At 73.5% G+C, this 19,230-nt stretch carries 20 protein-coding genes and 1 tRNA gene; 17 read left to right on the top strand and 4 right to left on the bottom strand.

Annotation, left to right across the window (positions count from 1 at the left end; genetic code table 11):
* Positions 1-520 precede the first annotated feature (520 nt).
* On the top strand, positions 521-2,140 hold the full coding sequence (locus tag BAW75_RS17455; protein WP_104114257.1) for a DUF885 domain-containing protein: 1,620 nt from the start codon (positions 521-523) through the stop codon (positions 2,138-2,140).
* A 4-nt stretch (positions 2,141-2,144) separates the two neighbouring features.
* Here the strand turns inward: BAW75_RS17455 and BAW75_RS17460 are convergent, their stop codons facing one another.
* Both BAW75_RS17460 and BAW75_RS17465 read right to left on the bottom strand, forming a co-directional pair.
* Positions 2,145-2,984 carry an NAD(+) diphosphatase gene (locus tag BAW75_RS17460; RefSeq protein WP_104114258.1) on the bottom strand — a complete coding sequence of 280 codons (840 nt, stop codon included), beginning with the start codon at positions 2,982-2,984 and terminating at the stop codon, positions 2,145-2,147.
* Positions 2,981-3,673 carry a hypothetical protein gene (locus BAW75_RS17465; RefSeq protein WP_064447679.1) on the bottom strand — a complete coding sequence of 231 codons (693 nt, stop codon included), beginning with the start codon at positions 3,671-3,673 and terminating at the stop codon, positions 2,981-2,983. Before BAW75_RS17465 ends, BAW75_RS17460 begins: the two co-directional genes overlap by 4 nt.
* Positions 3,674-3,886: 213 nt before the next feature.
* Between BAW75_RS17465 and eno the strand changes: the two genes are divergently transcribed.
* The 7 genes from eno to BAW75_RS17500 all read left to right on the top strand — a co-directional run bounded on the left by eno (position 3,887) and on the right by BAW75_RS17500 (position 9,365).
* On the top strand, positions 3,887-5,170 hold the full coding sequence (gene eno / locus BAW75_RS17470) for a phosphopyruvate hydratase (protein WP_064447680.1): 1,284 nt from the start codon (positions 3,887-3,889) through the stop codon (positions 5,168-5,170).
* Positions 5,171-5,198: 28 nt separating this feature from the next.
* Positions 5,199-5,834, top strand: coding sequence for an FtsB family cell division protein (locus BAW75_RS17475; protein ID WP_104114284.1), 636 nt, complete (start codon positions 5,199-5,201; stop codon positions 5,832-5,834).
* A gap of 23 nt (positions 5,835-5,857) precedes the next feature.
* The gene (locus BAW75_RS17480; RefSeq protein WP_064447681.1) at positions 5,858-6,412 is read left to right on the top strand and encodes a DUF501 domain-containing protein; all 555 of its coding nucleotides are present in this window, start codon (positions 5,858-5,860) and stop codon (positions 6,410-6,412) included.
* Between the two features lies 1 nt (position 6,413).
* Positions 6,414-6,923, top strand: a complete 510-nt coding sequence (locus tag BAW75_RS17485; protein WP_043326570.1) for an amino-acid N-acetyltransferase — start codon at positions 6,414-6,416, stop codon at positions 6,921-6,923.
* 46 nt (positions 6,924-6,969) lie between these two features.
* A complete protein-coding gene (locus BAW75_RS17490) occupies positions 6,970-7,899 on the top strand; it encodes a Ppx/GppA phosphatase family protein (protein WP_064447682.1) in 930 nt (309 codons plus the stop codon).
* Positions 7,900-8,079: 180 nt separating this feature from the next.
* A complete protein-coding gene (locus BAW75_RS17495; RefSeq protein ID WP_026268078.1) occupies positions 8,080-8,412 on the top strand; it encodes a PadR family transcriptional regulator in 333 nt (110 codons plus the stop codon).
* Positions 8,409-9,365 (top strand): HAAS signaling domain-containing protein, encoded by a 957-nt coding sequence (locus BAW75_RS17500; RefSeq protein ID WP_104114259.1) that lies wholly within the window; start codon positions 8,409-8,411, stop codon positions 9,363-9,365. The genes BAW75_RS17495 and BAW75_RS17500 overlap by 4 nt, the downstream gene beginning before the upstream one ends.
* A gap of 81 nt (positions 9,366-9,446) precedes the next feature.
* Here BAW75_RS17500 and BAW75_RS17505 read toward each other — a convergent pair whose 3' ends face one another.
* Complete coding sequence (locus tag BAW75_RS17505; RefSeq protein ID WP_104114260.1) at positions 9,447-9,764, bottom strand: helix-turn-helix domain-containing protein; 318 nt, start codon at positions 9,762-9,764, stop codon at positions 9,447-9,449.
* Between the two features lie 194 nt (positions 9,765-9,958).
* On the opposite strand from BAW75_RS17505, the gene BAW75_RS17510 reads away from it, so the two are divergent.
* The 8 genes from BAW75_RS17510 to BAW75_RS17545 all read left to right on the top strand — a co-directional run bounded on the left by BAW75_RS17510 (position 9,959) and on the right by BAW75_RS17545 (position 17,083).
* Positions 9,959-10,663, top strand: coding sequence for a dienelactone hydrolase family protein (locus tag BAW75_RS17510; RefSeq protein ID WP_043326560.1), 705 nt, complete (start codon positions 9,959-9,961; stop codon positions 10,661-10,663).
* 19 nt (positions 10,664-10,682) lie between these two features.
* Positions 10,683-11,396: a uracil-DNA glycosylase gene (locus BAW75_RS17515; protein ID WP_104114261.1), complete on the top strand. Its 714-nt coding sequence runs from the start codon at positions 10,683-10,685 to the stop codon at positions 11,394-11,396.
* A gap of 20 nt (positions 11,397-11,416) precedes the next feature.
* Entirely contained in the window at positions 11,417-12,148 is a 732-nt protein-coding gene (locus BAW75_RS17520; RefSeq protein ID WP_104114262.1) for a DUF4129 domain-containing protein, read from the top strand.
* Entirely contained in the window at positions 12,145-12,729 is a 585-nt protein-coding gene (locus BAW75_RS17525) for a hypothetical protein (RefSeq protein WP_104114263.1), read from the top strand. The genes BAW75_RS17520 and BAW75_RS17525 overlap by 4 nt, the downstream gene beginning before the upstream one ends.
* Positions 12,729-13,727: an AAA family ATPase gene (locus BAW75_RS17530; protein ID WP_104114264.1), complete on the top strand. Its 999-nt coding sequence runs from the start codon at positions 12,729-12,731 to the stop codon at positions 13,725-13,727. The genes BAW75_RS17525 and BAW75_RS17530 overlap by 1 nt, the downstream gene beginning before the upstream one ends.
* Positions 13,727-15,088, top strand: coding sequence for a DUF58 domain-containing protein (locus BAW75_RS17535; RefSeq protein ID WP_104114265.1), 1,362 nt, complete (start codon positions 13,727-13,729; stop codon positions 15,086-15,088). The genes BAW75_RS17530 and BAW75_RS17535 overlap by 1 nt, the downstream gene beginning before the upstream one ends.
* A complete protein-coding gene (locus tag BAW75_RS17540; protein ID WP_104114266.1) occupies positions 15,085-15,648 on the top strand; it encodes a hypothetical protein in 564 nt (187 codons plus the stop codon). Before BAW75_RS17535 ends, BAW75_RS17540 begins: the two co-directional genes overlap by 4 nt.
* Before the next feature lie 103 nt (positions 15,649-15,751).
* On the top strand, positions 15,752-17,083 hold the full coding sequence (locus tag BAW75_RS17545) for an NAD(P)/FAD-dependent oxidoreductase (RefSeq protein WP_104114267.1): 1,332 nt from the start codon (positions 15,752-15,754) through the stop codon (positions 17,081-17,083).
* A 58-nt stretch (positions 17,084-17,141) separates the two neighbouring features.
* Here BAW75_RS17545 and BAW75_RS17550 read toward each other — a convergent pair whose 3' ends face one another.
* Positions 17,142-18,971, bottom strand: coding sequence for a hypothetical protein (locus BAW75_RS17550; RefSeq protein ID WP_104114268.1), 1,830 nt, complete (start codon positions 18,969-18,971; stop codon positions 17,142-17,144).
* Positions 18,972-19,060: 89 nt separating this feature from the next.
* Here BAW75_RS17550 and BAW75_RS17555 point away from each other — a divergent pair.
* Positions 19,061-19,141 (top strand) — tRNA-Leu (locus BAW75_RS17555).
* Positions 19,142-19,230 lie beyond the last annotated feature (89 nt).

Raw genomic sequence — 19,230 nt, forward strand, 5'->3', positions numbered from 1 at the left:
CCCGCCCTCCCCGTCGATCATGCACTTACGGCCCCCTGGATGTCGCAAATATCCCTTCCGTCCGGGCAGGAAGTGCAAGATCGCCGAGGCTGCCCGCGCCCGCGCCCGGGGTCGGGGTAGCGGGACAGGTCGATCGGGGTCGCGCTCGGCCGCTCACGTCGGCCCGGTCGGGTTTCGCGCGTCGCTCCGGCTGCCCCTCGCTCACCCCGCGCTGCCGCCGCCACACCTCGCCGGCTCGCCCTCAGTGGAGTCGAACTCTCTCGGCCTCTGAGATGCGCAGACCGAATCTCGGGATCGGCAGTAGACCTTGGTACGAAAGGGCCCCCATAGGGGCCGTTTCGTACCAAGATCCGCCCAGCCGCCCAGCCGCCCACTCGGGTGATCAAGGAGTTTGTGTCGAGGGCGGGCGCTGATGGGGACACAAACTCCTTGATCAACGCGGAGAGCAGCGCGGAGGGCGGCGCGGAGGGTGGCCCGCTGGGCGGGAGCTGGGTCGGGGGTGATCGGTAGGGTGCCGGGTATGGAGTCGTTCGTACCGCTGGCGGAGCGGATCGTGGAGGCGTTGCTGGAGAGCCGGCCCGGGCTGGCCACCTCCGCCGGGGACCACCGCTACGACGACCGGCTGCCCGATCTGTCCGCGGACGCGCTCGCCGCCGATCAGGCGATGCTGAAGGACGCGGCGGACGCGCTCGCCGAGATCGACCCGGACGCGCTCGACGTGGCGGAGAGCGTCGACCACGCGCTGCTCACCAGCATGATCGACAGAGGGCTGTTCGAGGCCACCGAGATTCGCGCCCACGAGTGGGATCCGCTGCGCCACAATCCGGGGCCGCTGCTGCACGCCCTGCTGGCCCGTCCCTTCGCCCCGGCCGAGGAGCGCCTGACCAGCCTCGCCGGGCGCCTGTCGGCCGTACCCGATGCGCTTGCGACGGCGCGCGCGACGCTGCGGGACATGCCGCGCATCCACGCGGAGACGGCGGTCGGGCAGTTCACCGGCACGTCGGCGCTGATCCGCGACGAGGTGCCGGCGTTGCTCGCCCAGGCGCCGGCGCTGCGTGACCGGGTCGGCCCGGCGGCCACGGAGGCGATCGCCGCGCTGGAAGAGTTCGTGGCGTGGCTGCGGCAGGGTCTGGGGGCCGACGCGGGCCCGGGGCGTGACCCGCGGCTGGGCCGGCGGCGCTGGGAGGCGCGGCTGTGGCACACGCTCGACACCGAGCTGAGCGCCGCCGAGGTGCAGCGCCGCGCGTGGGCGAACCTCGACCGGGTCACCGAGGAGATCCGCGCGGCGGCCGTCGAGCTGGTCGGTGGCCCGGCCGACGACGAGACGGTACGCCGGGCGCTGGACCTGCTGGCCGCCGAGCACCCGGACGACGCCACCATCGTCGACCTCGCCTCGGTGACGCTGGACGAGGCGAGTGACTTCGTGCGCCACCACGACCTGGTCAGCATGGTCGGTGACCCGTGTGTCATCCAGGAGATGCCGGAGTTCGCGCGGGGTGTGGCGGTCGCCTACTGCGATTCGCCGGGGCCGCTGGAGACGGCCGACGTGCCGACGTTCTACTGCATCGCGCCCACCCCGGCGGACTGGCCGGCGCAGCGGGTCGAGTCGTTCTACCGGGAATACAACGACCACATGATCCGCAACCTGACCGTGCACGAGGCGATGCCCGGCCACTTCCTCCAACTCGCCCACGCCCGTCGCTACGACGGGCCGACGCGGGTACGCGCGCTCACCGAGTCGGGCGTGTTCATCGAGGGCTGGGCGGTCTACACCGAGGAGCTGATGGCCGGGCTCGGCTTCGGCGGGCTGCCGGTGCGGTTGCAGCAGCTCAAGATGCAGTTGCGGATGACCATCAACGCGCTGCTGGACCAGCTCGTGCACTGCGACGACCTGCCCGAGTCCGAGGCGATGGCGCTGATGACCGGGCGCGGCTTTCAGGAGGAGGGGGAGGCGGCCGGCAAGTGGCGGCGGGCGCTGCTCACCTCCACGCAGCTGTCGACGTACTTCGTCGGCTACAGCGAGATGGCCGACATCGCCGCCGCCCGGCCGGACGGCGTGCCGGTGCGCGACTGGCACGACGCCATGCTGGCGTACGACTGCCCGCCGCCGCGCCACCTGCGCACCCTGATGGGGGTGTGAGGGCTCACCGGCGGGCGGCGACCGCGTCGATCAGCCAGCGCGACAGGGAGTACGCGGGCGGCAGCTCGGCGGGCAGCGCGTCGACCGGGAACCAGCGCGCCTCGGTCAGCTCCGTGCCGTCGGCCACCGGTTCTGCGGCCGGGTCGGTCACCTCGGCGGTGAACCCGGCGAGCAGTGTGCCCGGTCCGGTCAGCGCCCACGGCTGGCTGTCCACGTACGTGGGGCGGCGCAGGGTCAGGCCGACCTCCTCGGCGACCTCGCGGTGCACCGCCGCCTCCAGCGACTCGCCGGCCTCGACGAACCCGGCGACGAGCGCCCACAGTTGCGTCGGCCCTTGCGCGTGCCGGACCAGCAGGAGTTCGCCCGCTGCGCCGGCCGGGCCCGGGCGGGTGATCGCGGTCAGCACCGCTACGGACAGCGGCACGAACACGGTCAGCCCGCAGTCCGGGCAGCGCCGCGCGGTCTCGCCCGGCACGTCGGCCAGTTCGGCCCGGCACGCCCCGCACCACCTGTGCGTACGCCGCCAGGTGACCACGGCGAGCGCCCGTCCGGCCAGGTCGGCGTGGGGTGCGGGCAGTTCGGCGGCGAGGCCGCGCCAGCCGCGCCACCGGCCGGGCAGCGACTCGGGGTCGGTGACCTCGGCCGCCCATGCCGGGGTGCCGTCGAGCGTGCCGACGGGTGTCCAGGCGAGGTCGCCGGGCAGCGCGCCGATGCGCAGCGGCTGCGCGGCGTCCGGGCCGGTCAGCAGTTTCCGGCCGGCGACCGGCAGCGCCAGGTCGCCCGGCTGCGGCGGCCGCCCGTGATCGGCGGCGGGCCGGAACCCGGCGCCGTCGGGCGGGGTCACGACGTGGCGGGTCGGCGGTCCACCACGCCCGCGCCGGCCGGCACGGCGAACGCGGCGGCCTCGACGCTCTCGGTGTAGCGGCTCAGCGTCACCTCGGCCGGCTTGCCGTCGATCGTGCCGGAGAAGCTGCCCAGCACGCCTTCGTTCGTCACGCAGGTGCTGAAGCGCTCACCGTCGTGGGTGACGTTCACGCAGGTGGCGTGGTGCCCGGCCAGCGTGGTGTCGCTCTGCTCGATGACCGCGTCCGGCGCGAGCGCGGCCTCGGTGAGCAGCCGGATCACCGCCGGGGGCGTGACCAGGCCCTGCTTGCGTGCCTCGTCGTAGACGATCACCGAGGGCTTTCCGGCGGTGAGCACGGGCGGAGACACGGTGCAGGAGGTGCGGGCGGCGGTGCTCGCGCACCGGGTCACCGACTCCTGGGTCACCGTGATCTTGCCGCCGGGCCAGGTGTACGTGGAGCGCAGCGGCTTCCTGGTCTGTGCGATCGAGGCGGTGCGACCGCCGTCGAGCTGGTAGTCGGCGGCCCAGGTCTGCTCCAGCGCCCGGTCCATCCGCGCGGCGAGGTCGTTGACCAGGTCGGCCCGACCGAGCGCGACGCCCGCGTCGTCCAGGGCCTGGCAGCCGGTGACCGAGAGCGACGCGATGACCGAGGCGGCGAGCACGCGGAGAGTCGTCGAGGCGGCAGGCATGATGCCCAGCCTTGTCGATCGACGCAACCTCTCGCAAACCGGTTGCCGGTTGACGACCGGTAATCCGGGAATGTCCGTCTCAGCAAGCGCCTCGGGGGCCGCCCCGAGCGGCGTACGGCGGGGCGGGGACCGATACGCTGCGTTCAACACCTGCCTCAGCCGCACCGTCGCGGCCCATATCGGACCGGAACCACACAAACGAGGAGCGACTCAGTGGCAACCATCGAGGGAATCGTCGCCCGGGAGATCCTGGACTCGCGGGGCAACCCGACGGTCGAGGTCGAGGTCGGGCTCGACGACGGCACGATCGCCCGCGCCGCGGTGCCGTCCGGCGCCTCCACCGGCGCCTTCGAGGCGGTCGAGCTGCGCGACGGTGACAAGGACCGCTACCTGGGCAAGGGTGTCGAGAAGGCCGTCGCCAACATCGAGGACCGGATCGTCGACCAGCTCATCGGCTACGAGGCCAGCGAGCAGCGGCTGATCGACCAGAAGATGATCGACATCGACGGCTCGGACAACAAGGGCGAGCTGGGCGCGAACGCCATCCTCGGCGTCTCCCTGGCCGTGGCCAAGGCCGCCGCGGGCAGCGCCGAGCTGAGCCTGTTCCGCTACCTGGGCGGCCCGAACGCGCACCTGCTCCCGGTGCCGATGATGAACATCCTCAACGGTGGCGCGCACGCCGACTCGAACGTCGACATCCAGGAGTTCATGATCGCGCCGATCGGCGCGCCGACGTTCCGGGACGCGCTGCGCTCGGGCGCCGAGGTCTACCACGCGCTGAAGTCGGTGCTGAAGAAGAAGGACCTGTCCACCGGCCTGGGTGACGAGGGCGGCTTCGCCCCGAACCTGCCCACCAACGCCGCCGCGCTGGACCTCATCGCCGAGGCGGTGGAGAAGGCCGGCTACCGGCTCGGCACCGACATCGTCTTCGCGCTCGACGTGGCCGCCACCGAGTTCTTCGACAACGGCACGTACACGTTCGAGGGCACCGCGAAGAGCGCCGAGGAAATGAGCAACTACTACACCAAGCTCGCCGGCGACTACCCGATCGTGTCGATCGAGGACCCGCTGGCCGAGGACGACTGGAGCGGCTGGGCCACCCTGACCGCCGCGCTCGGCGACCGCATCCAGATCGTCGGCGACGACCTGTTCGTGACGAACCCGCAGCGCATCGCCCGGGGCATCGCCGAGCGGGCCGCCAACGCGGTGCTGGTGAAGGTCAACCAGATCGGCTCGCTCACCGAGACGCTGGACGCCGTCGACCTGGCTCACCGGGCCGGCTTCAAGTGCATGATGAGCCACCGTTCCGGCGAGACCGAGGACACCACCATCGCGGACCTGGCCGTCGCCACCGGCTGCGGGCAGATCAAGACCGGCGCTCCGGCCCGCTCCGACCGGGTGGCCAAGTACAACCAGCTCCTGCGGATCGAGGAGGAGCTGGCCGACGCGGCGCGGTACGCCGGCGCCGGCGCGTTCCCGCGTTACCGTTCGGCCTGAGCGAGCGCTCCGGGGGAGGGGTGTGACGATGCAGCAGCGCCGCACACCGGGTGGCCAGCGGCCCGCCCGTCGGCCGGGTCAGCCCGGCCGGACGGGCGGCGCCCGGGTCCGGTCCACGGCCCGCGACAACGGCGTCCGCGCGGAGACGCGCGCCGCCGGCCGGTCACCCGGCGCGTCCCGGGCCAGCGACGGCGTACGCTCCGCGAGCCGCCCCGCTCCGGCCCGGCGTACCGCTGCCGGTGGTCCGGTCAAGCGGCTCACCGCACCCCAACCCCGGCGCTTCACCGGGCGCGCCACAGTGCTGTTCGCGGTGCTGATCGCGCTCGCGCTGGCGTACACCTATCCGGTCCGGGTCTACCTGGACCAGCAGGCGGACATCGAGCGGATGGAGGCCGCGCAGGCCGCCCAGCGGGCCGAGATCGAGCGGCTCACCGCCGAGGCGGCCAAGTGGAAAGACCCGGAGTACGTCAAGACGCAGGCCCGGGAGCGGTTCTTCATGGGCAAGCCGGGCGAGACGCTGCTGGTGGTGCTCTCCGACCCGGAGGGCGCGGCCAAGGACGCCGGCAAGGACGCGAAGCCGGGGGCGCCGACCGCGCCGGAGCCCTGGTACGACACCCTGTGGTCGAGCGTGCGGGCGGCGAACGCCGAGCGCCAGGACAAGTGAGCTTTGATTCGAGAGGCACAACCTTGAGCGTCGTACCACCGCAGGAGCCGGCGGCGGACTCCGTACCCCCGCCGGAACGCCAGCCGGCCACCGAGGCCGACCTGGCCGCGGTGGCCGCGCAGCTCGGACGCCCGCCGCGCGGCACCCGTGCGGTGGCCCACAGGTGCCCGTGCGGCCTGCCCGACGTGGTGGAGACGACGCCCCGGCTGGCCGACGGCACGCCGTTCCCGACGCTGTTCTACCTGACCTGCCCGCGTGCCACGGCGGCGTGCAGCCGGCTGGAGTCGGCCGGGCTGATGAAGGAGATGGCCGAGCGGCTCGCCGAGGACCCGGAGCTGGCCGCGCGGTACCGGGCGGCGCACGAGGACTACCTGACCCGCCGGGAGGCGATCGGCGAGGTGCCGGAGATCGCCGGCATCTCGGCCGGTGGCATGCCGGGGCGGGTGAAGTGCCTGCACGTGCACCTGGGGCACGCGCTCGCGGCCGGGCCGGGGGTCAACCCGTTCGGCGACGAGACGCTGGCGCTGGTGGAGAAGTGGTGGGCCGCCGGCCCCTGCGTGGACGTGCCGGCGGAGTGAGATGAGCGCCGACCAGATCACTGTGCGCCGGGCCCGCACCGCCGACGTGCGCGGCATCCGGCGGCTGGTGGACACCTACACCGACGACCGGCGGCTGCTCAGCAAGGCGACTGTGACGCTGTACGAGGACGTGCAGGAGTTCCGGGTCGCGGTGACGCCGGACGGCACGGTCGTCGGGTGCGGCGCGCTGCACGTGATGTGGGAGGACCTGGCCGAGATCCGGACGGTGGCGGTCGACCCGTCCTGCCGGGGCCACAAGATCGGGCACCGGATCGTCGGTGAGCTGATCGACTCGGCGCGCGACCTGGGCATCGCCCGGATCTTCGTGCTCACGTTCGAGACCGGCTTCTTCGGCTCGTTCGGCTTCCGCGAGATCGACGGCGCGCCCGTGCCGCAGCCGGTCTACGAGCAGCTCCTGCGCTCGTACGACGAGGGTGTCGCGGAGTTCCTGGACCTGGAACGGGTCAAGCCCAACACCCTGGGCAACTCCCGCATGCTGTTGCGCCTCTGAGCTGCCCCGGGCGGGCTGCCGTAGGGTGGGCGCCGTGAGTGCGCGTGTGGCCGCCATCGACTGCGGGACCAACTCGATCCGACTGCTGATCGCCGACCTGCCCGACCCCTCGGCCGGGGAAACGGCGCCGCTCGTGGACGTCAGCCGGCGGATGGAGATCGTGCGGCTGGGGCAGGGCGTCGACCAGACCGGCATGCTCGCCCCGGAGGCCATCGAGCGGACCCGGGTGGCGCTCGCCGACTACGCGGCCGAGATCGAGAAGTCCGGCGCCGACCGGGTCCGCATGTGCGCCACCTCGGCCTCCCGGGACGCCTCCAACGCCGCCGACTTCCGGACGATGGTCGAGCGCACGCTCGGCGTACCGCCCGAGGTCGTGACCGGCGACGAGGAGGCACGCCTGTCGTTCACCGGCGCGGTGCGCGGCCTGCCCGCCGACGCCGAACCGCCGTACCTGGTGGTCGACATCGGCGGCGGCTCGACCGAGTTCGTCGTCGGCACCCGCGCCGACGGCGTCCGGGGCGCGATCTCGGTGGACATCGGCTGCGTCCGGATGACCGAGCGCCACCTGCACGGCGACCCGCCGACCGCGGCGCAGATCGCCGCCGCCGAGGCCGACATCGCCGCCGCCGTCGACCGCGCGCTCGCCGCCGTGCCCGGTCGCGAGGCCGCCACGCTGGTCGGGCTGGCCGGTTCGGTCACCACCGTGGTCGCGCTGGCGCAAGGGCTCCAGGAGTACGACCCGAGCCGCATCCACCACGCCCGCGTCTCGTACGAGCAGGTGGCCGAGGTGACCGCCGACCTGCTGGGCAAGAGCAGTGAGCAGCGGCTGGCGTACCCGGTGATGCACCCGGGGCGGGCCGACGTGATCGGCGCGGGCGCGCTGGTGCTGCGAGTGATCATGGAGCGGGCCGGGATGCCGTCGGTGGTCGCCTCCGAGCACGACATCCTCGACGGCATCGCCTGGAGCCTCGCCTAGCCCTCTGGCCCCTTCCGGCGGTGATCAAGGAGTTTGTGTCCGATCCGGACGCCTCCGGGGCCGCCAACTCCTTGGTCAACAAGAAGGGGCGACCTGTTCGACCGTTTCATCGGATGGACCGCCCGCCTGTAGGTGCTGTGTCGTTGACGGTAGTGCGTATTGCGCACTAGTGTGCGGAGCGTGGATACCACGCAGCTCCTCAAGGGCGTGCTCGACCTCGCGGTGCTCGCCGTGCTCAAGGACGAGGACGGGTACGGCTACGACATCCTGCGGCGGCTACGCGAGGCCGGTCTCGCCGAGGTCGGCGACGCCTCGGTCTACGGCACGCTGCGCCGGCTGTTCGCGGCCGGTCTGCTCACCACGTACGTGGTGCCGAGCGAGTCCGGGCCGCACCGCAAGTACTACTCGCTCAACGCCGCCGGGCGTGACCAGCTCACCCGCTCCGGCAAGACCTGGCGCTCGTTCGCCACCACCATGGACGCGCTGCTCGACGATCGGGGGATGGCGGCATGACCGTCACGGGGCAGGAGATCACGGACTACGTCGACCGGGTGCGGGCCGCGCTCGCCGACCTGCCACCGGAGGTCCGCGACGAGTTGACCGAGGAACTGCCGGAACACCTCGCCGAGGTCGCCGCCGAGGGCGAGGGCACGCTGGTCGACCGCCTGGGCGCCCCCGAGGCGTACGCCGCCGAGCTGCGCGCCGTCGCCGGTGCCCAGCCGAGCCGGCGGCCGGCGCGTTTCCACCGCCTCGCCGAGGCCCGGCGGGAGGCGGCTACCCAGCTGCGTCTGCTCGACCGCCAGCTCGGCCCGGTGCTCGGGCACGAGACGGTGAGCGACTTCCTGCGCCCGCTGCGCCCGGCCTGGTGGCTGGTGCGCGGATGGCTGGCCGCGCTGATCGTGGCGTGGATGGTGGACGGCCGGTCCGGCCTGGTGCCCCGGCTGGACGGCAACAGCTCGACGGGGCTGTTGCTGCTCATCGGCGCGATCGTCGCGTCCATGTGGTGGGGTCGCCGATCCGCCGGGATCACCGGGTGGCGGCGCCAACTGCACCAGATCGCCACCGCCGCGCTGCTGCTGTTCTCCTTCGCCGTGCTGGCCCAGGTGGACGAGCGCGCCGACACCGACAGCTACGGCAGTTACGAGCAGACGTCGGTGGACCACAGGTACGACCGGATCGAGGACGTCTTCGTCTACGACCAGCAGGGGCGGCTGATCCGCGACGCGCGGCTCTTCGACCAGAACGGCGTGCCGATCCGGCTCGGCTGGCCGAGCTGCATGGCTGACGCCGGCGCGGTGCCGGAGATGCGTAACACCTACCCGTACTGCCCGGAGCTGGCCCCGTTCGGTCCGCCGGCCTCGCCGTCGATCGCTCCGCCCGCACTCGCGCCCACCGGCAGTGCCACCCCCACCGGCAATGCCACGCCCACCACCAGCGCTTCCCCGGAACCCACGTCAACTCCCTGAGCGCGCTCGATACCGCGAGATCTTGGAAGGAAACGGCCCCCATGAGGGCCCTAATCTTCCAAGATCTCGCGCGGAGCGCTGTCAGGCGATGGCGGCGATGTCGCCGTCGTCGAAGTAGATCGCCTGATGGAGTCGGCCACCCAGGGCAGCGGCGAACCGGGCCACCACGTCCTGACCGGAGATCTTTCCCTGTTCGATCTGGGAGATCCGTCCCTTGGTGACGCCCATCCGGTCAGCCACCTGCTGTTGGGTCAGCCCTCGCGCTCGGCGTACTTCCGCGAGCCGGTGACCAATGACCTCGGCGAGGAGTTGCTGCTTGCCCGCCTCGACCGCCTCTTCGCCTCCGGCCCGGGCGACGTGGTCGGCGCGGATGTCCTGCCATCGGGGGTAGTCGCTCATGCCTTCCCCTCCTCTCGCGTCCGGCACCATGCGACCGGTTTAGCGATCGCTATACCTGTGGGGTGGTTCAACAGGAGGTGAATGCCACTGTTGTTCTGTCTTCCCCGGGCCGCTGACCGCGTGGCACGCTACCGGCACGTAACAGCCAACTGTGCGACCAGCCAACGTTGACTGACCGCAAGGAGGACGGGCCCATGGGCGAGATGGTGAGCTTCACCGGCAACGGGGGGACGAGCGAGGGGTATCTCGCGATACCCTCCGGCGGTGTGGCCAGCCCGGCGGTCATCGTCATCCAGGACTGGTGGGGTCTCGTACCCCACGTACGGGCCGTGGTCGACCGCTTCGCGGAAGCCGGCTTCGTCGCGCTCGCGCCCGACTTCCGGCACGGCGGACCGGCCGTGAAGCCGACCGAGCCGCGGCTGATGCTCAACAGCTCCCAGATGGACGAGGCGGCGAGCGACATCGCCGCTGCCGCCGAATACCTGGCGAGCCGGCCCGAGGTCGCCGGCAAGGTGGGCTGCGCCGGGTTCTGCGCGGGCGCCAGCCTGGCCCTGTGGTCCGGCACGTTCTCCGAGCGCATCGTGGCCACCGCCGGGTTCTACCCGCGCCTGCCCTGGGAGGGCATGGCCGTGGGAGCGGCGGACGAAGGCGGCTGGGCCGGCTACGCCGGGAAGGCCGCGCTCATCCACTGCTCCGAGGCGGACGGCCTGTCCGCCGCCGACGGGGTGCAGAGCGTCCGCCGGTCCATCGAGTCGGCCGGTGGCACCTGCCAGACGTTCGACTACCCGGGCACCGCGCACGCGTTCTTCAACGAGGACCGGCCGGAGCACTTCGACCAGCGGGCCGCCGCCACCGCCTGGGCCCGCACGCTGGAACTGTTCCGGGCGAAGCTTGGCTGAGTCGCGTACCCCGCAGGACGTGGTCGCCCGCGCCGCGCGGGCGGCCGACCTGGCCGACCTCGGCGGCGCGGTCAGCGACTGCTTCGCCTGCCCGCGCCTGGTGGCGTGGCGGGAGGAGGTGGCGCGGGTCAAGCGCGCCGCGTTCCGCGACCAGGACTACTGGGGACGGCCGGTGCCCGGCCTCGGCCCGCCGGACGCGCGCATCGCCATTCTCGGTCTGGCGCCGGCCGCGCACGGCGGCAACCGCACCGGCCGGATCTTCACCGGGGACCGGTCCGGTGACGTGCTGTTCGCCGCGTTGCACCGGGCCGGGCTGGCCAACCAGCCGACGAGCGTCTCCGCCGACGACGGCCTGACGCTGCGCGAGACCCGCATCTTCGCGGCCGTGCGGTGCGCGCCGCCGGACAACAAACCCACCCCGGCCGAGCGGGACACCTGCGCGCCGTGGCTGCACCGCGAGGTCGAGTTGATCCGGCCCACGCTGCGCGTCGTGGTCGCGCTGGGCGCGTTCGCGTGGGCCGCGTGGTGGCCGGTGCTACGCCAGGTGTACGGGCAGCGACCGCCCACGCCGCGACCGGCGTTCGGCCATGGGGCACACTGGTCCGGCGAGTCCGTGCCGGACCTGCTGGGCTGCTACCACGTCAGCCAGCAGAACACGTTCACCGGCCGGCTCACACCGGCGATGCTGGACGACGTGTTCACCCGGGCGAAGGACCTGGCCGGGGTGGACTGAGGAACACCTGAGGCGGTGGGATGGATTTCGGCGTACTGCGCAGGTGGTGGCCGGTCGCCGCGGTGACGGTGCTGCTCGCGCTCGCCGCGTTCGCCGCCGGTCACTCCGCCATCGGGGCCAGCCGGATCCCGCCGGCCGCCGACACCATCCCGTACGTGCCGGAGTACCCGTCGCCCGAGGCGGTGCCGTCGTACCCGGTGGAACCCCGCGACGTGGGTGAGTCCACGTCGGGCGGTGTGCCCGACTGGCTGGCCACCGCCGCCGTGGCGTTGCTGTTCGCGGTGGTGCTGGGCGCCATCGGGTACGTCCTGTGGAACGTGCTCCGGGGCGCGCTGCGGCGGACGACCCGGGCGGTGCCGGTGCGGCGCTCCCGGCGTACCGCCGAGGGGACCGCGCGTGAGGTGGTGGCCGCGCTCGACGCCGGGCTCGTCGAACTGGACGACCGCTCCACCGACCCGCGTACCGCTGTGATCGCCTGCTGGGTGCGCCTGGAGGAGGCCGCCGAGGACGCGGGCGTGTCCCGGCACACCGGCGACACCCCGACCGACCTGGTGGCCCGGTTGCTGCGAGGCGACCCGGAGGCCGGCATCCCGGCGATCGCCAGCGCCGACGTGCTCGACGGGTTCGCGCACGTCTACCGGGAGGCCCGGTACGCCACGCACCCGGTCGACGAGCACACGCGGGACCAGGCCCGCGCCGCGCTACGCCGGCTGCGCGGCGAGCTGACCAGCCTGGCGGGGGAGGCGTCGTGAGCACCAGCATCGACGACCTGCTGTCGTTCGGCGAGGAGCCCGCCGGGGAGGACGTACGCCCCTCGGGCGGTGGCCGGGCACGCCTGCTGCTGCGGACCGCCGCGGTCACCGCCGCCGTCGTGGTGGTGGTAGTGGTCGGGCTGCGCGCGGTCGGCCTGAAGGTGCCGATCTGGATCATCGTGGCCGGGGTGCTCGCCGTGCTCGCCGTACGCCGGGTCACCGCCGCGCTGTCGCCCCCGCCGCCGCCCCGCGCCGGCGCCCGGGCGCCCGCCGGTGAGGAGCCCGGCACCTGGAACTGGTCCGCCCGGGACGCGCTGCGCACCGCGATCAACGGCTGGGAGCGCCCGCTGGACTGGTCCGCCGACAACCGGGAGCGGTTCACCGAACGCATCCTGCCGCGCCTCGGCGAGCTGGCCGACGAGCGGCTGCGCCAGCGCCACGGCGTCACCCGCGAGTCCGATCCGGCCCGCGCCCGCGCCCTGCTCGGCGAGCCACTGTGGACGTTCCTCACCACCCCCGCCCGCCGCCCTCCGTCGCCGCGCGACCTCGCGGCGATCGTCGCCGAACTGGAGAAGATCTGATGAACGACGTGGACCGGAGCATGGCCCCCGCCGAGGTGGGCCGGCTCGCCCGGGCCGTCCTGGAGGCGGTCGGCACCGTCGTGGTCGGCAAGCGGGACGCGCTGGAGCTGGTACTGGCCGGCATCCTCGCCGGTGGTCACGTGCTGCTGGAGGACCTGCCCGGCCTGGGCAAGACGCTCACCGCGCGCTGTTTCGCGCAGGCGCTCGGGCTGGACTTCCGGCGGCTCCAGTTCACGCCGGACCTGCTGCCCGCCGACGTGACCGGCTCGTTCCTCTACGACCAGAGCAGCGGCGACTTCGCGTTCCGGGCCGGGCCGGTGTTCACCAACCTGCTGCTCGCCGACGAGATCAACCGGACGCCGCCAAAGACGCAGTCGGCGCTGCTGGAGGCGATGCAGGAGAAGCAGGTGTCGGTGGAGGGCGTGACCTACCGCCTGGACGAGCCGTTCCACGTGCTGGCCACCGCCAACCCCATCGAGTACGAGGGCACGTACCCGCTGCCGGAGGCGCAGCTCGACCGGTTCCTGCTGCGGGTGTCGTTCGGCTACCCCAGCCACGACGAGGAGTGGGACGTGCTGCGCCGCCGGATCGCCCGCCGCCGCGAGGAGGCGGAGATCAAGCCGGTGGTGGACGCCACGACGCTGCGCGCCATGCAGGCGGCGCTGGAGGACGTGGTGGTCGAGGACTCGGTCGGCCGGTACATCGTGGCGCTCACCGCCGCCACCCGGGAGCACCCGTCGGTGCTCGTCGGCGCGTCCCCGCGCGGCTCGCTGGCGCTGCTGCTGCTGTCCCGGGTCCGGGCGGTGCTCGCCAACCGGGACTACGTGGTGCCGGAGGACGTCAAGGCGGTGGCGGCGCCCGCGCTGGCGCACCGGATCACGCTGCGGCCGGAGATGTGGCTGCGCCGGGTGGACCCGGCGTTCGTGGTCGGCGAGGTGCTGGAGTCCACGCCCGCCCCGGCCAGCGGCGCGCTGCCCAGCTACGCCGCCGGGCGCTGATGGATCGGGCCGAGGCGGCGAGCGGCTGGGCGCCCACCTGGGCGCTCGGCCGGGCCGTGCTGCTCACCGGCGTGCTGCTCGTCGCGGCGGTCCTGCTCGGCCGCATCGACCTGGTGGTGCTCGCCACGCCGTTCGCGCTGGGCACCGCGTACGCGCTGCGCCGCCGCCCCGCGGGCCTGCCGGAACTGGAGCTGGGCGTCGGGGACACCCACCTGGTCGAGGGCTCCCCGCTGGCCGCGACCGTCGCGGTGGCCAACCCGGACCTGGTCGGGTACGACCTCGCGGTGGTGCGGACGCGGATGTCGCGCTGGCTGCGCGTGGAGCAGGTCGGCTTCGGCGGCACCGGGCTGGACGTGAGCCGCTCCGGCGGGGCGGACCGCCCGTTCGTCACCTCCGTACCCCGGGGCAGCGCCGTCGACCTGGAGCTGACCGGCACGGCGCTGCGGTGGGGGCGGCACCCGATCGGACCGGCCGGGGTGCGGGTCGCCGTCGCCGACGGGCTGCTGGTCTCCCGCGCGGTGATCACCGACCCGATCCGGGCCCGGGTCTACCCGCGTACCGAGCCGTTCGACGCGGTCGAGGCGATGCCCCGGGCCGCCGGGCTGGTCGGCGCGCACCGGTCGCGGCGGCCGGGGGAGGGCGGCGAGCTGGCCGGGGTACGCGTGTTCGCGCCCGGCGACCGGCTGCGCCGCATCGACTGGCGGGTGTCGCTGCGGGCCCGCCAACTGCACGTGGCGGCGACGCTCTCGGACCGGGACGCCGAGGTGGTGGTGCTGCTGGACGTGCTCGCCGAGGCGGGCCGCTCCGGTGGCGTGAACGGCCCGGCGTCGGTGCTGGACACCACGGTGCGGGCCGCCGCCGCGATCGCCGAGCACTACCTGCACCGCGGTGACCGGGTGTCGATGCTGGAGTACGGCCCGGCCGCGCGCCGGCTGCGTCCGGCCACCGGGCGGCGGCAGTACCTGACCGTGCTGGAGTGGCTGCTCGACGTGCACGCCGAGTCGTCCCCGCACGAGCCGTACGACCAGGTCTTCGGCCCGCAACTGCTCTCCTCGGACGCGCTCGTGGTGGTGCTCACCCCGCTGCTCGACGAGCGGTCCGCGCAGATGCTGGCCCGGCTGGCCCGCGGCGGCCGGTTCGTGGTGGCGGTGGACACGCTGCCGGCCGAACTGCCGGTGCCGAAGGAGCGGGGCTGGGCCGAGGTGGCGTACCGGCTGTGGCGGCTGGACCGGGACACGATGATCGGCCAGCTCCGCGAGCACGGCGTGCCGGTGGTGCGCTGGGCCGGCGCGGGCAGCCTGGACGAGGTGCTCCGCGACGTGGCCCGGCTGGCAACCGCCCCGAAGGCAGGACTCAGATGACGGATGCCCTGGTCGAGCGGGTACGGGCACTGCGGTACGCGGCCGCCCGGGTCAGCCCGCTGCCGCTGCTGGTACGCGGCGGCATCTTCCTCACCGTGCTGGCCGGTTTCCTGCTCGCGTACCCGGTGCAGGCCCTCACCGCGCGCTCGCTGCTGGCCCTGGCGGTGGCCGCGGTGCTGCCGGCGTTCGGTCCGCGCCGGATCTGGCCGACGTTCACCGCGCTGGTGACGGTCGGCGGTTGGCTGCTGGCCACGCTCGGCTTCGACCGGCCGCCGGCGCTGTGGCGGCTGCTCGCCGTGGCGACGCTGCTCTATCTGGCGCACTCGCTCTGCGCGCTCGCCGCGTTGCTGCCCTACGACGGACTGATCGACCCGGACGTGGTGTTCCGGTGGTTGAGCCGGGCGGGCGGGGTGGTGCTTGCCAGCGCTGTGCTCGGCGTGGTGCTGGCGTGGCTGGGTGGCGTCGGCGGGACGGACGGCTCGCAGGCGGCGACGGTGGTGGGGCTGCTGGTGGCGGTGGGGCTGAGCGCGCTGCTGGGCTGGTTGCTGCGCCGCAAGTGACGCAGCGTTCCGATGACGTTGCGCAGGTCACATGGGTTGTGCTCCGTCACAGAAGGGGGTCTCGCGCGGGATTACCGGGGGCCCCCGGGGAAAGATAGATGACGTGAACCCGAAGCGGATCCTTGTCGTGGGTGCCGGTCACGTGGGCCTGTACGCCGCTCTGCGCCTGTCCAAGAAGCTGAGCAGGCGTGAGGCCGAGGTCATCGTCGTCGACCCGCAGCCGCACATGACGTACCAGCCGTTCCTCCCGGAGGCATCGGCGGGCAACATCTCCCCGCGGCACGCCGTCGTGCCGCTGCGGCGGGAGTTGCGCAAGTGCACCGTGGTGGCGGGCACCGTCACCCGGATCGACCACGACCGCATGACCGCAGTGGTGCAGCCGATCAGCGGCCCGGCCCGGGAGATCCAGTACGACCACGTGGTGGTCGCGCCCGGCTCGGTCTCCCGCACCCTGCCGATTCCCGGCCTGCACGAGCACGGCATCGGGTTCAAGACCATCGGTGAGGCCATCTACCTGCGCAACCACGTGCTGGACCGGCTCGACGTGGCGGCTTCCACCACCGACCCGGCGGTACGCAGCCGCGCGCTGACGTTCACCTTCGTCGGTGGCGGCTACGCCGGCATCGAGGCGCTCGCCGAGATGGAGGACATGGCCCGCGACGCGCTGCGCTACTACCCGGAGCTGAAGCCGGAGGAGATGCGCTGGGTGCTGGTCGAGGCGACCCAGCGGGTGCTGCCCGAGGTCGACCGGGACATGGGCGCCTACACGGTGCAGCAGCTGATGAAACGGGACATGGACATCCGCCTGGACACCCGGCTGGAGTCCTGCGTCGACGGTGTGGTGAAGCTCTCCGACGGCGACAGCTTCCCGTCCGACACCATCGTCTGGACCGCCGGTGTGAAGCCGTCGCCGATGCTCGACGCCACGGACTTCCCGCGCGACGAGCGCCGCCGGGTCACCTGCCGGCCCACGCTGCAGATCGTGGACGGCGACCGGGTGGTCGAGGTCGCGTGGAGCGCCGGCGACTGCGCCGCCGTGCCGGACCTGACCAAGGAGCCGGGCAACTTCTGCTCGCCGAGCGCCCAGCACGCGGTGCGGCAGGCGGCGCGGATGGCCGACAACATCGCCAACGTGATCCGCGGGCGCGAGCCGGTCGACTACAAGCACAAGCACGCCGGCAGCGTGGCCAGCCTCGGCCTGCACAAGGGTGTGGCGCAGGTCTACGGCATCAAGATGACCGGCTGGCCGGCCTGGTTCATGCACCGGACGTACCACATGTCGCGGATCCCCTCGTTCAACCGCAAGGTGCGCGTGGTGGTCGACTGGACGCTGGCGTTCTTCCTCAAGCGTGAGGTGGTGGCGCTGGGTCAGCTGCACGACCCGCGTGAGGAGTTCGCCGAGGCGTCCGCCCCGCCGGTCGCCGCGCGCGTCTGACGCCTGCCGGACGAAAGGCCCTTCCCGTACGCGGGAGGGGCCTTCGCCGTGTCCGGGATCAGAAGCGCCAGGTCCAGGCGTCGGCGAGCCGCGTACCCGGCCGCCCGAACAACTGCTCCAGGGTGCGGCGCAGCATGTCCGCGTGCGGCGCGTCGTCGGTCACCGCGACGCAGGACGCGCGCCAGAACTCGACGTCCCGGGCGGCCTGGCGGCGCTGCCGGTCACCGACCGCCGGCGCCACGCCCCGGCGGGCCACGTCGGCGAGCAGGGCCGAGGTGGGACGTTGCCAGGTGCCCATGGTGGCCGAGCCGCCCCGCCCGTACGGGCCGATGAAGAAGCCCTCCGGCATGGCGAAGCCGACGCCGGTGGCGGTGGCCCAGCGCATCGGCCAGGGGGTCTGCGGAGTGGCGGTGGGCACCGGCACCAGCACCCCACCGGGGCGTACGCACTGCCGCCAGTGGCCGCCGGTGACGAACTCGGGCAGCGGCGGCCGGTCCATCGTGGGCAGCGGCGTCGGCAGGACGCTGAGCACCGCCGCGCCGACCGCGATCGGGACACCCCGGCGGGCCCGGCCGGACTCGCCGAGCGCCCGGTGCACGGCGAGCGTGAGCACGGTACCGACCAGCGGCAGCACTGCCAGCGCGAAGCGCATCGGCAGCGCGCCGTCCACCACCGGCAGCCCGGCCAGCAGCCGGTACGGGCCGGGAAGCCCGGTCCGTTCGCCGCCGACCACGACCTCGGGGCCGAGCGCGAGCGCGGCCGTCACCAGCGCGCCTGCCACCAGCGCCACCACCAGCGGCCGCCGGCCCAGCCAGGCCGCGCAGCCGACCGCGACCAGCAGCAGCGGCCAGCCGAGGAACGTGGTGAACTCGGCCGGACCGGTGGTCAAGCGGACCGCCTCCGGGCTGCCGAACACGGTCAGCGCGGAGAGGCGGGTCCAGCCGGCCAGGTCGGCGGAGAAGTAGGCGGGCGGGAACATCCCGTCGGCGACGCCCTGCGGACCGGCGAACTGCACCCAGAGCGGGTACGCCAGCACGAGCAGCGCCAGCCCGGCCGCGCCCAGCAGCCCGCGGGCGAAGCCGGGACCGGCCCGGCGCAGCAGTTCCCGGTCGGCCAGCCCGTACGCGAGCGTCATCACCGCCAGCGTGAGCGCGGTGAGGAAGAGCACCTCCTCGCCGACGAACACCTGCACGGTGACGACAGCGGCGAGCCCGGCCGCCGACGAGACCATCCGGCGGCGGTCCGGGCCGCCCGGGCGCCCGGCCGGGTCGGCGGCGCGCAGCAGCCGGACCACCAGCCAGACCAGCGCCGGGACCAGCCACTGCGCGGTCATGTGCAGGTGGCCGTTGCTCTGCGAGACCATGCCCGGCCCGAAGCCGCACAGTGACGCGCCCAGCCCGGCCGCGAGCGGGCGGGCCCGTAGGACGCGGGTGAACAGCAGGTACCAGGCCAGCGCGGTACCGGCCAGGTTGAGCGCGACCAGCAGCGCGAACGTGACCGGCGCGCCGAACGCCAGCGTGACCGGGGCGAGCAGCACGCCGAGCGCGACGACCGAGGTGTTCGCCATCAGGTTGACCCCGTCCGGCGCGTTCAGGCGGTCGCTGACCAGGCTCAGCTCGCCGCGCAGGGCACGCGCGTCGAGCGCCAGGAACCACTCGTACAGCGTCTGGTCGGCCGGGTTGAGCGCGAGTACCCGCGTGCCCGGCGCCGGCCAGAGTCCGTGGGTGAGCCAGGCGGCGAACGCGGCGAACGCCAGCCCCACGAGCAGGTCGGCGCGGCGCCGCCGGACGGCGGCCGTCATCCGCCGCGTGACCGTCGCCGGGCGGGCCGCCCGGACCTGGTCGGGCCCGGAGGCCGTGCGGGCGGCGCTGGTCACGGCCTCGACCATAACGGCCGCAGCCGTCGGGGTACGCCGGGTCGCGGCCGAGCCGCTACGGTGAGATCTGCACCGCGCGTGTCGGCGCGCCGGTGTCACCCGCCCGGGTGGTGGAACGGCAGACACGGCCGCCTTAAAAGCGGCTGCCGCAAGGCGTGCGGGTTCGACCCCCGCCCCGGGCACACGAACTCTCAGGTTTCCCACAGCTAGCCGTCGCACGCGCGATTGCGGCCACGTCTACCCTGGAGTAGCACGTCTACGTGCGATCGAC

The sequence above is a fragment of the Micromonospora chalcea genome (assembly GCF_002926165.1).
In the GTDB taxonomy this organism is placed as follows: Bacteria; Actinomycetota; Actinomycetes; order Mycobacteriales; family Micromonosporaceae; genus Micromonospora; species Micromonospora chalcea.

What these genes read in the sequence shown, in the direction of transcription:
- BAW75_RS17455 (WP_104114257.1), top strand. Translation starts at nt 521, where the DNA reads ATGGAGTCGTTCGTACCGCTGGCGGAGCGGATCGTGGAGGCGTTGCTG.
- BAW75_RS17465 (WP_064447679.1), bottom strand. Translation starts at nt 3,673, where the DNA reads ATGCCTGCCGCCTCGACGACTCTCCGCGTGCTCGCCGCCTCGGTCATC.
- BAW75_RS17475 (WP_104114284.1), top strand. Translation starts at nt 5,199, where the DNA reads ATGCAGCAGCGCCGCACACCGGGTGGCCAGCGGCCCGCCCGTCGGCCG.
- BAW75_RS17485 (WP_043326570.1), top strand. Translation starts at nt 6,414, where the DNA reads ATGAGCGCCGACCAGATCACTGTGCGCCGGGCCCGCACCGCCGACGTG.
- BAW75_RS17500 (WP_104114259.1), top strand. Translation starts at nt 8,409, where the DNA reads ATGACCGTCACGGGGCAGGAGATCACGGACTACGTCGACCGGGTGCGG.
- BAW75_RS17505 (WP_104114260.1), bottom strand. Translation starts at nt 9,764, where the DNA reads ATGAGCGACTACCCCCGATGGCAGGACATCCGCGCCGACCACGTCGCC.
- BAW75_RS17510 (WP_043326560.1), top strand. Translation starts at nt 9,959, where the DNA reads ATGGGCGAGATGGTGAGCTTCACCGGCAACGGGGGGACGAGCGAGGGG.
- BAW75_RS17520 (WP_104114262.1), top strand. Translation starts at nt 11,417, where the DNA reads ATGGATTTCGGCGTACTGCGCAGGTGGTGGCCGGTCGCCGCGGTGACG.
- BAW75_RS17530 (WP_104114264.1), top strand. Translation starts at nt 12,729, where the DNA reads ATGAACGACGTGGACCGGAGCATGGCCCCCGCCGAGGTGGGCCGGCTC.
- BAW75_RS17535 (WP_104114265.1), top strand. Translation starts at nt 13,727, where the DNA reads ATGGATCGGGCCGAGGCGGCGAGCGGCTGGGCGCCCACCTGGGCGCTC.
- BAW75_RS17540 (WP_104114266.1), top strand. Translation starts at nt 15,085, where the DNA reads ATGACGGATGCCCTGGTCGAGCGGGTACGGGCACTGCGGTACGCGGCC.
- BAW75_RS17550 (WP_104114268.1), bottom strand. Translation starts at nt 18,971, where the DNA reads ATGGTCGAGGCCGTGACCAGCGCCGCCCGCACGGCCTCCGGGCCCGAC.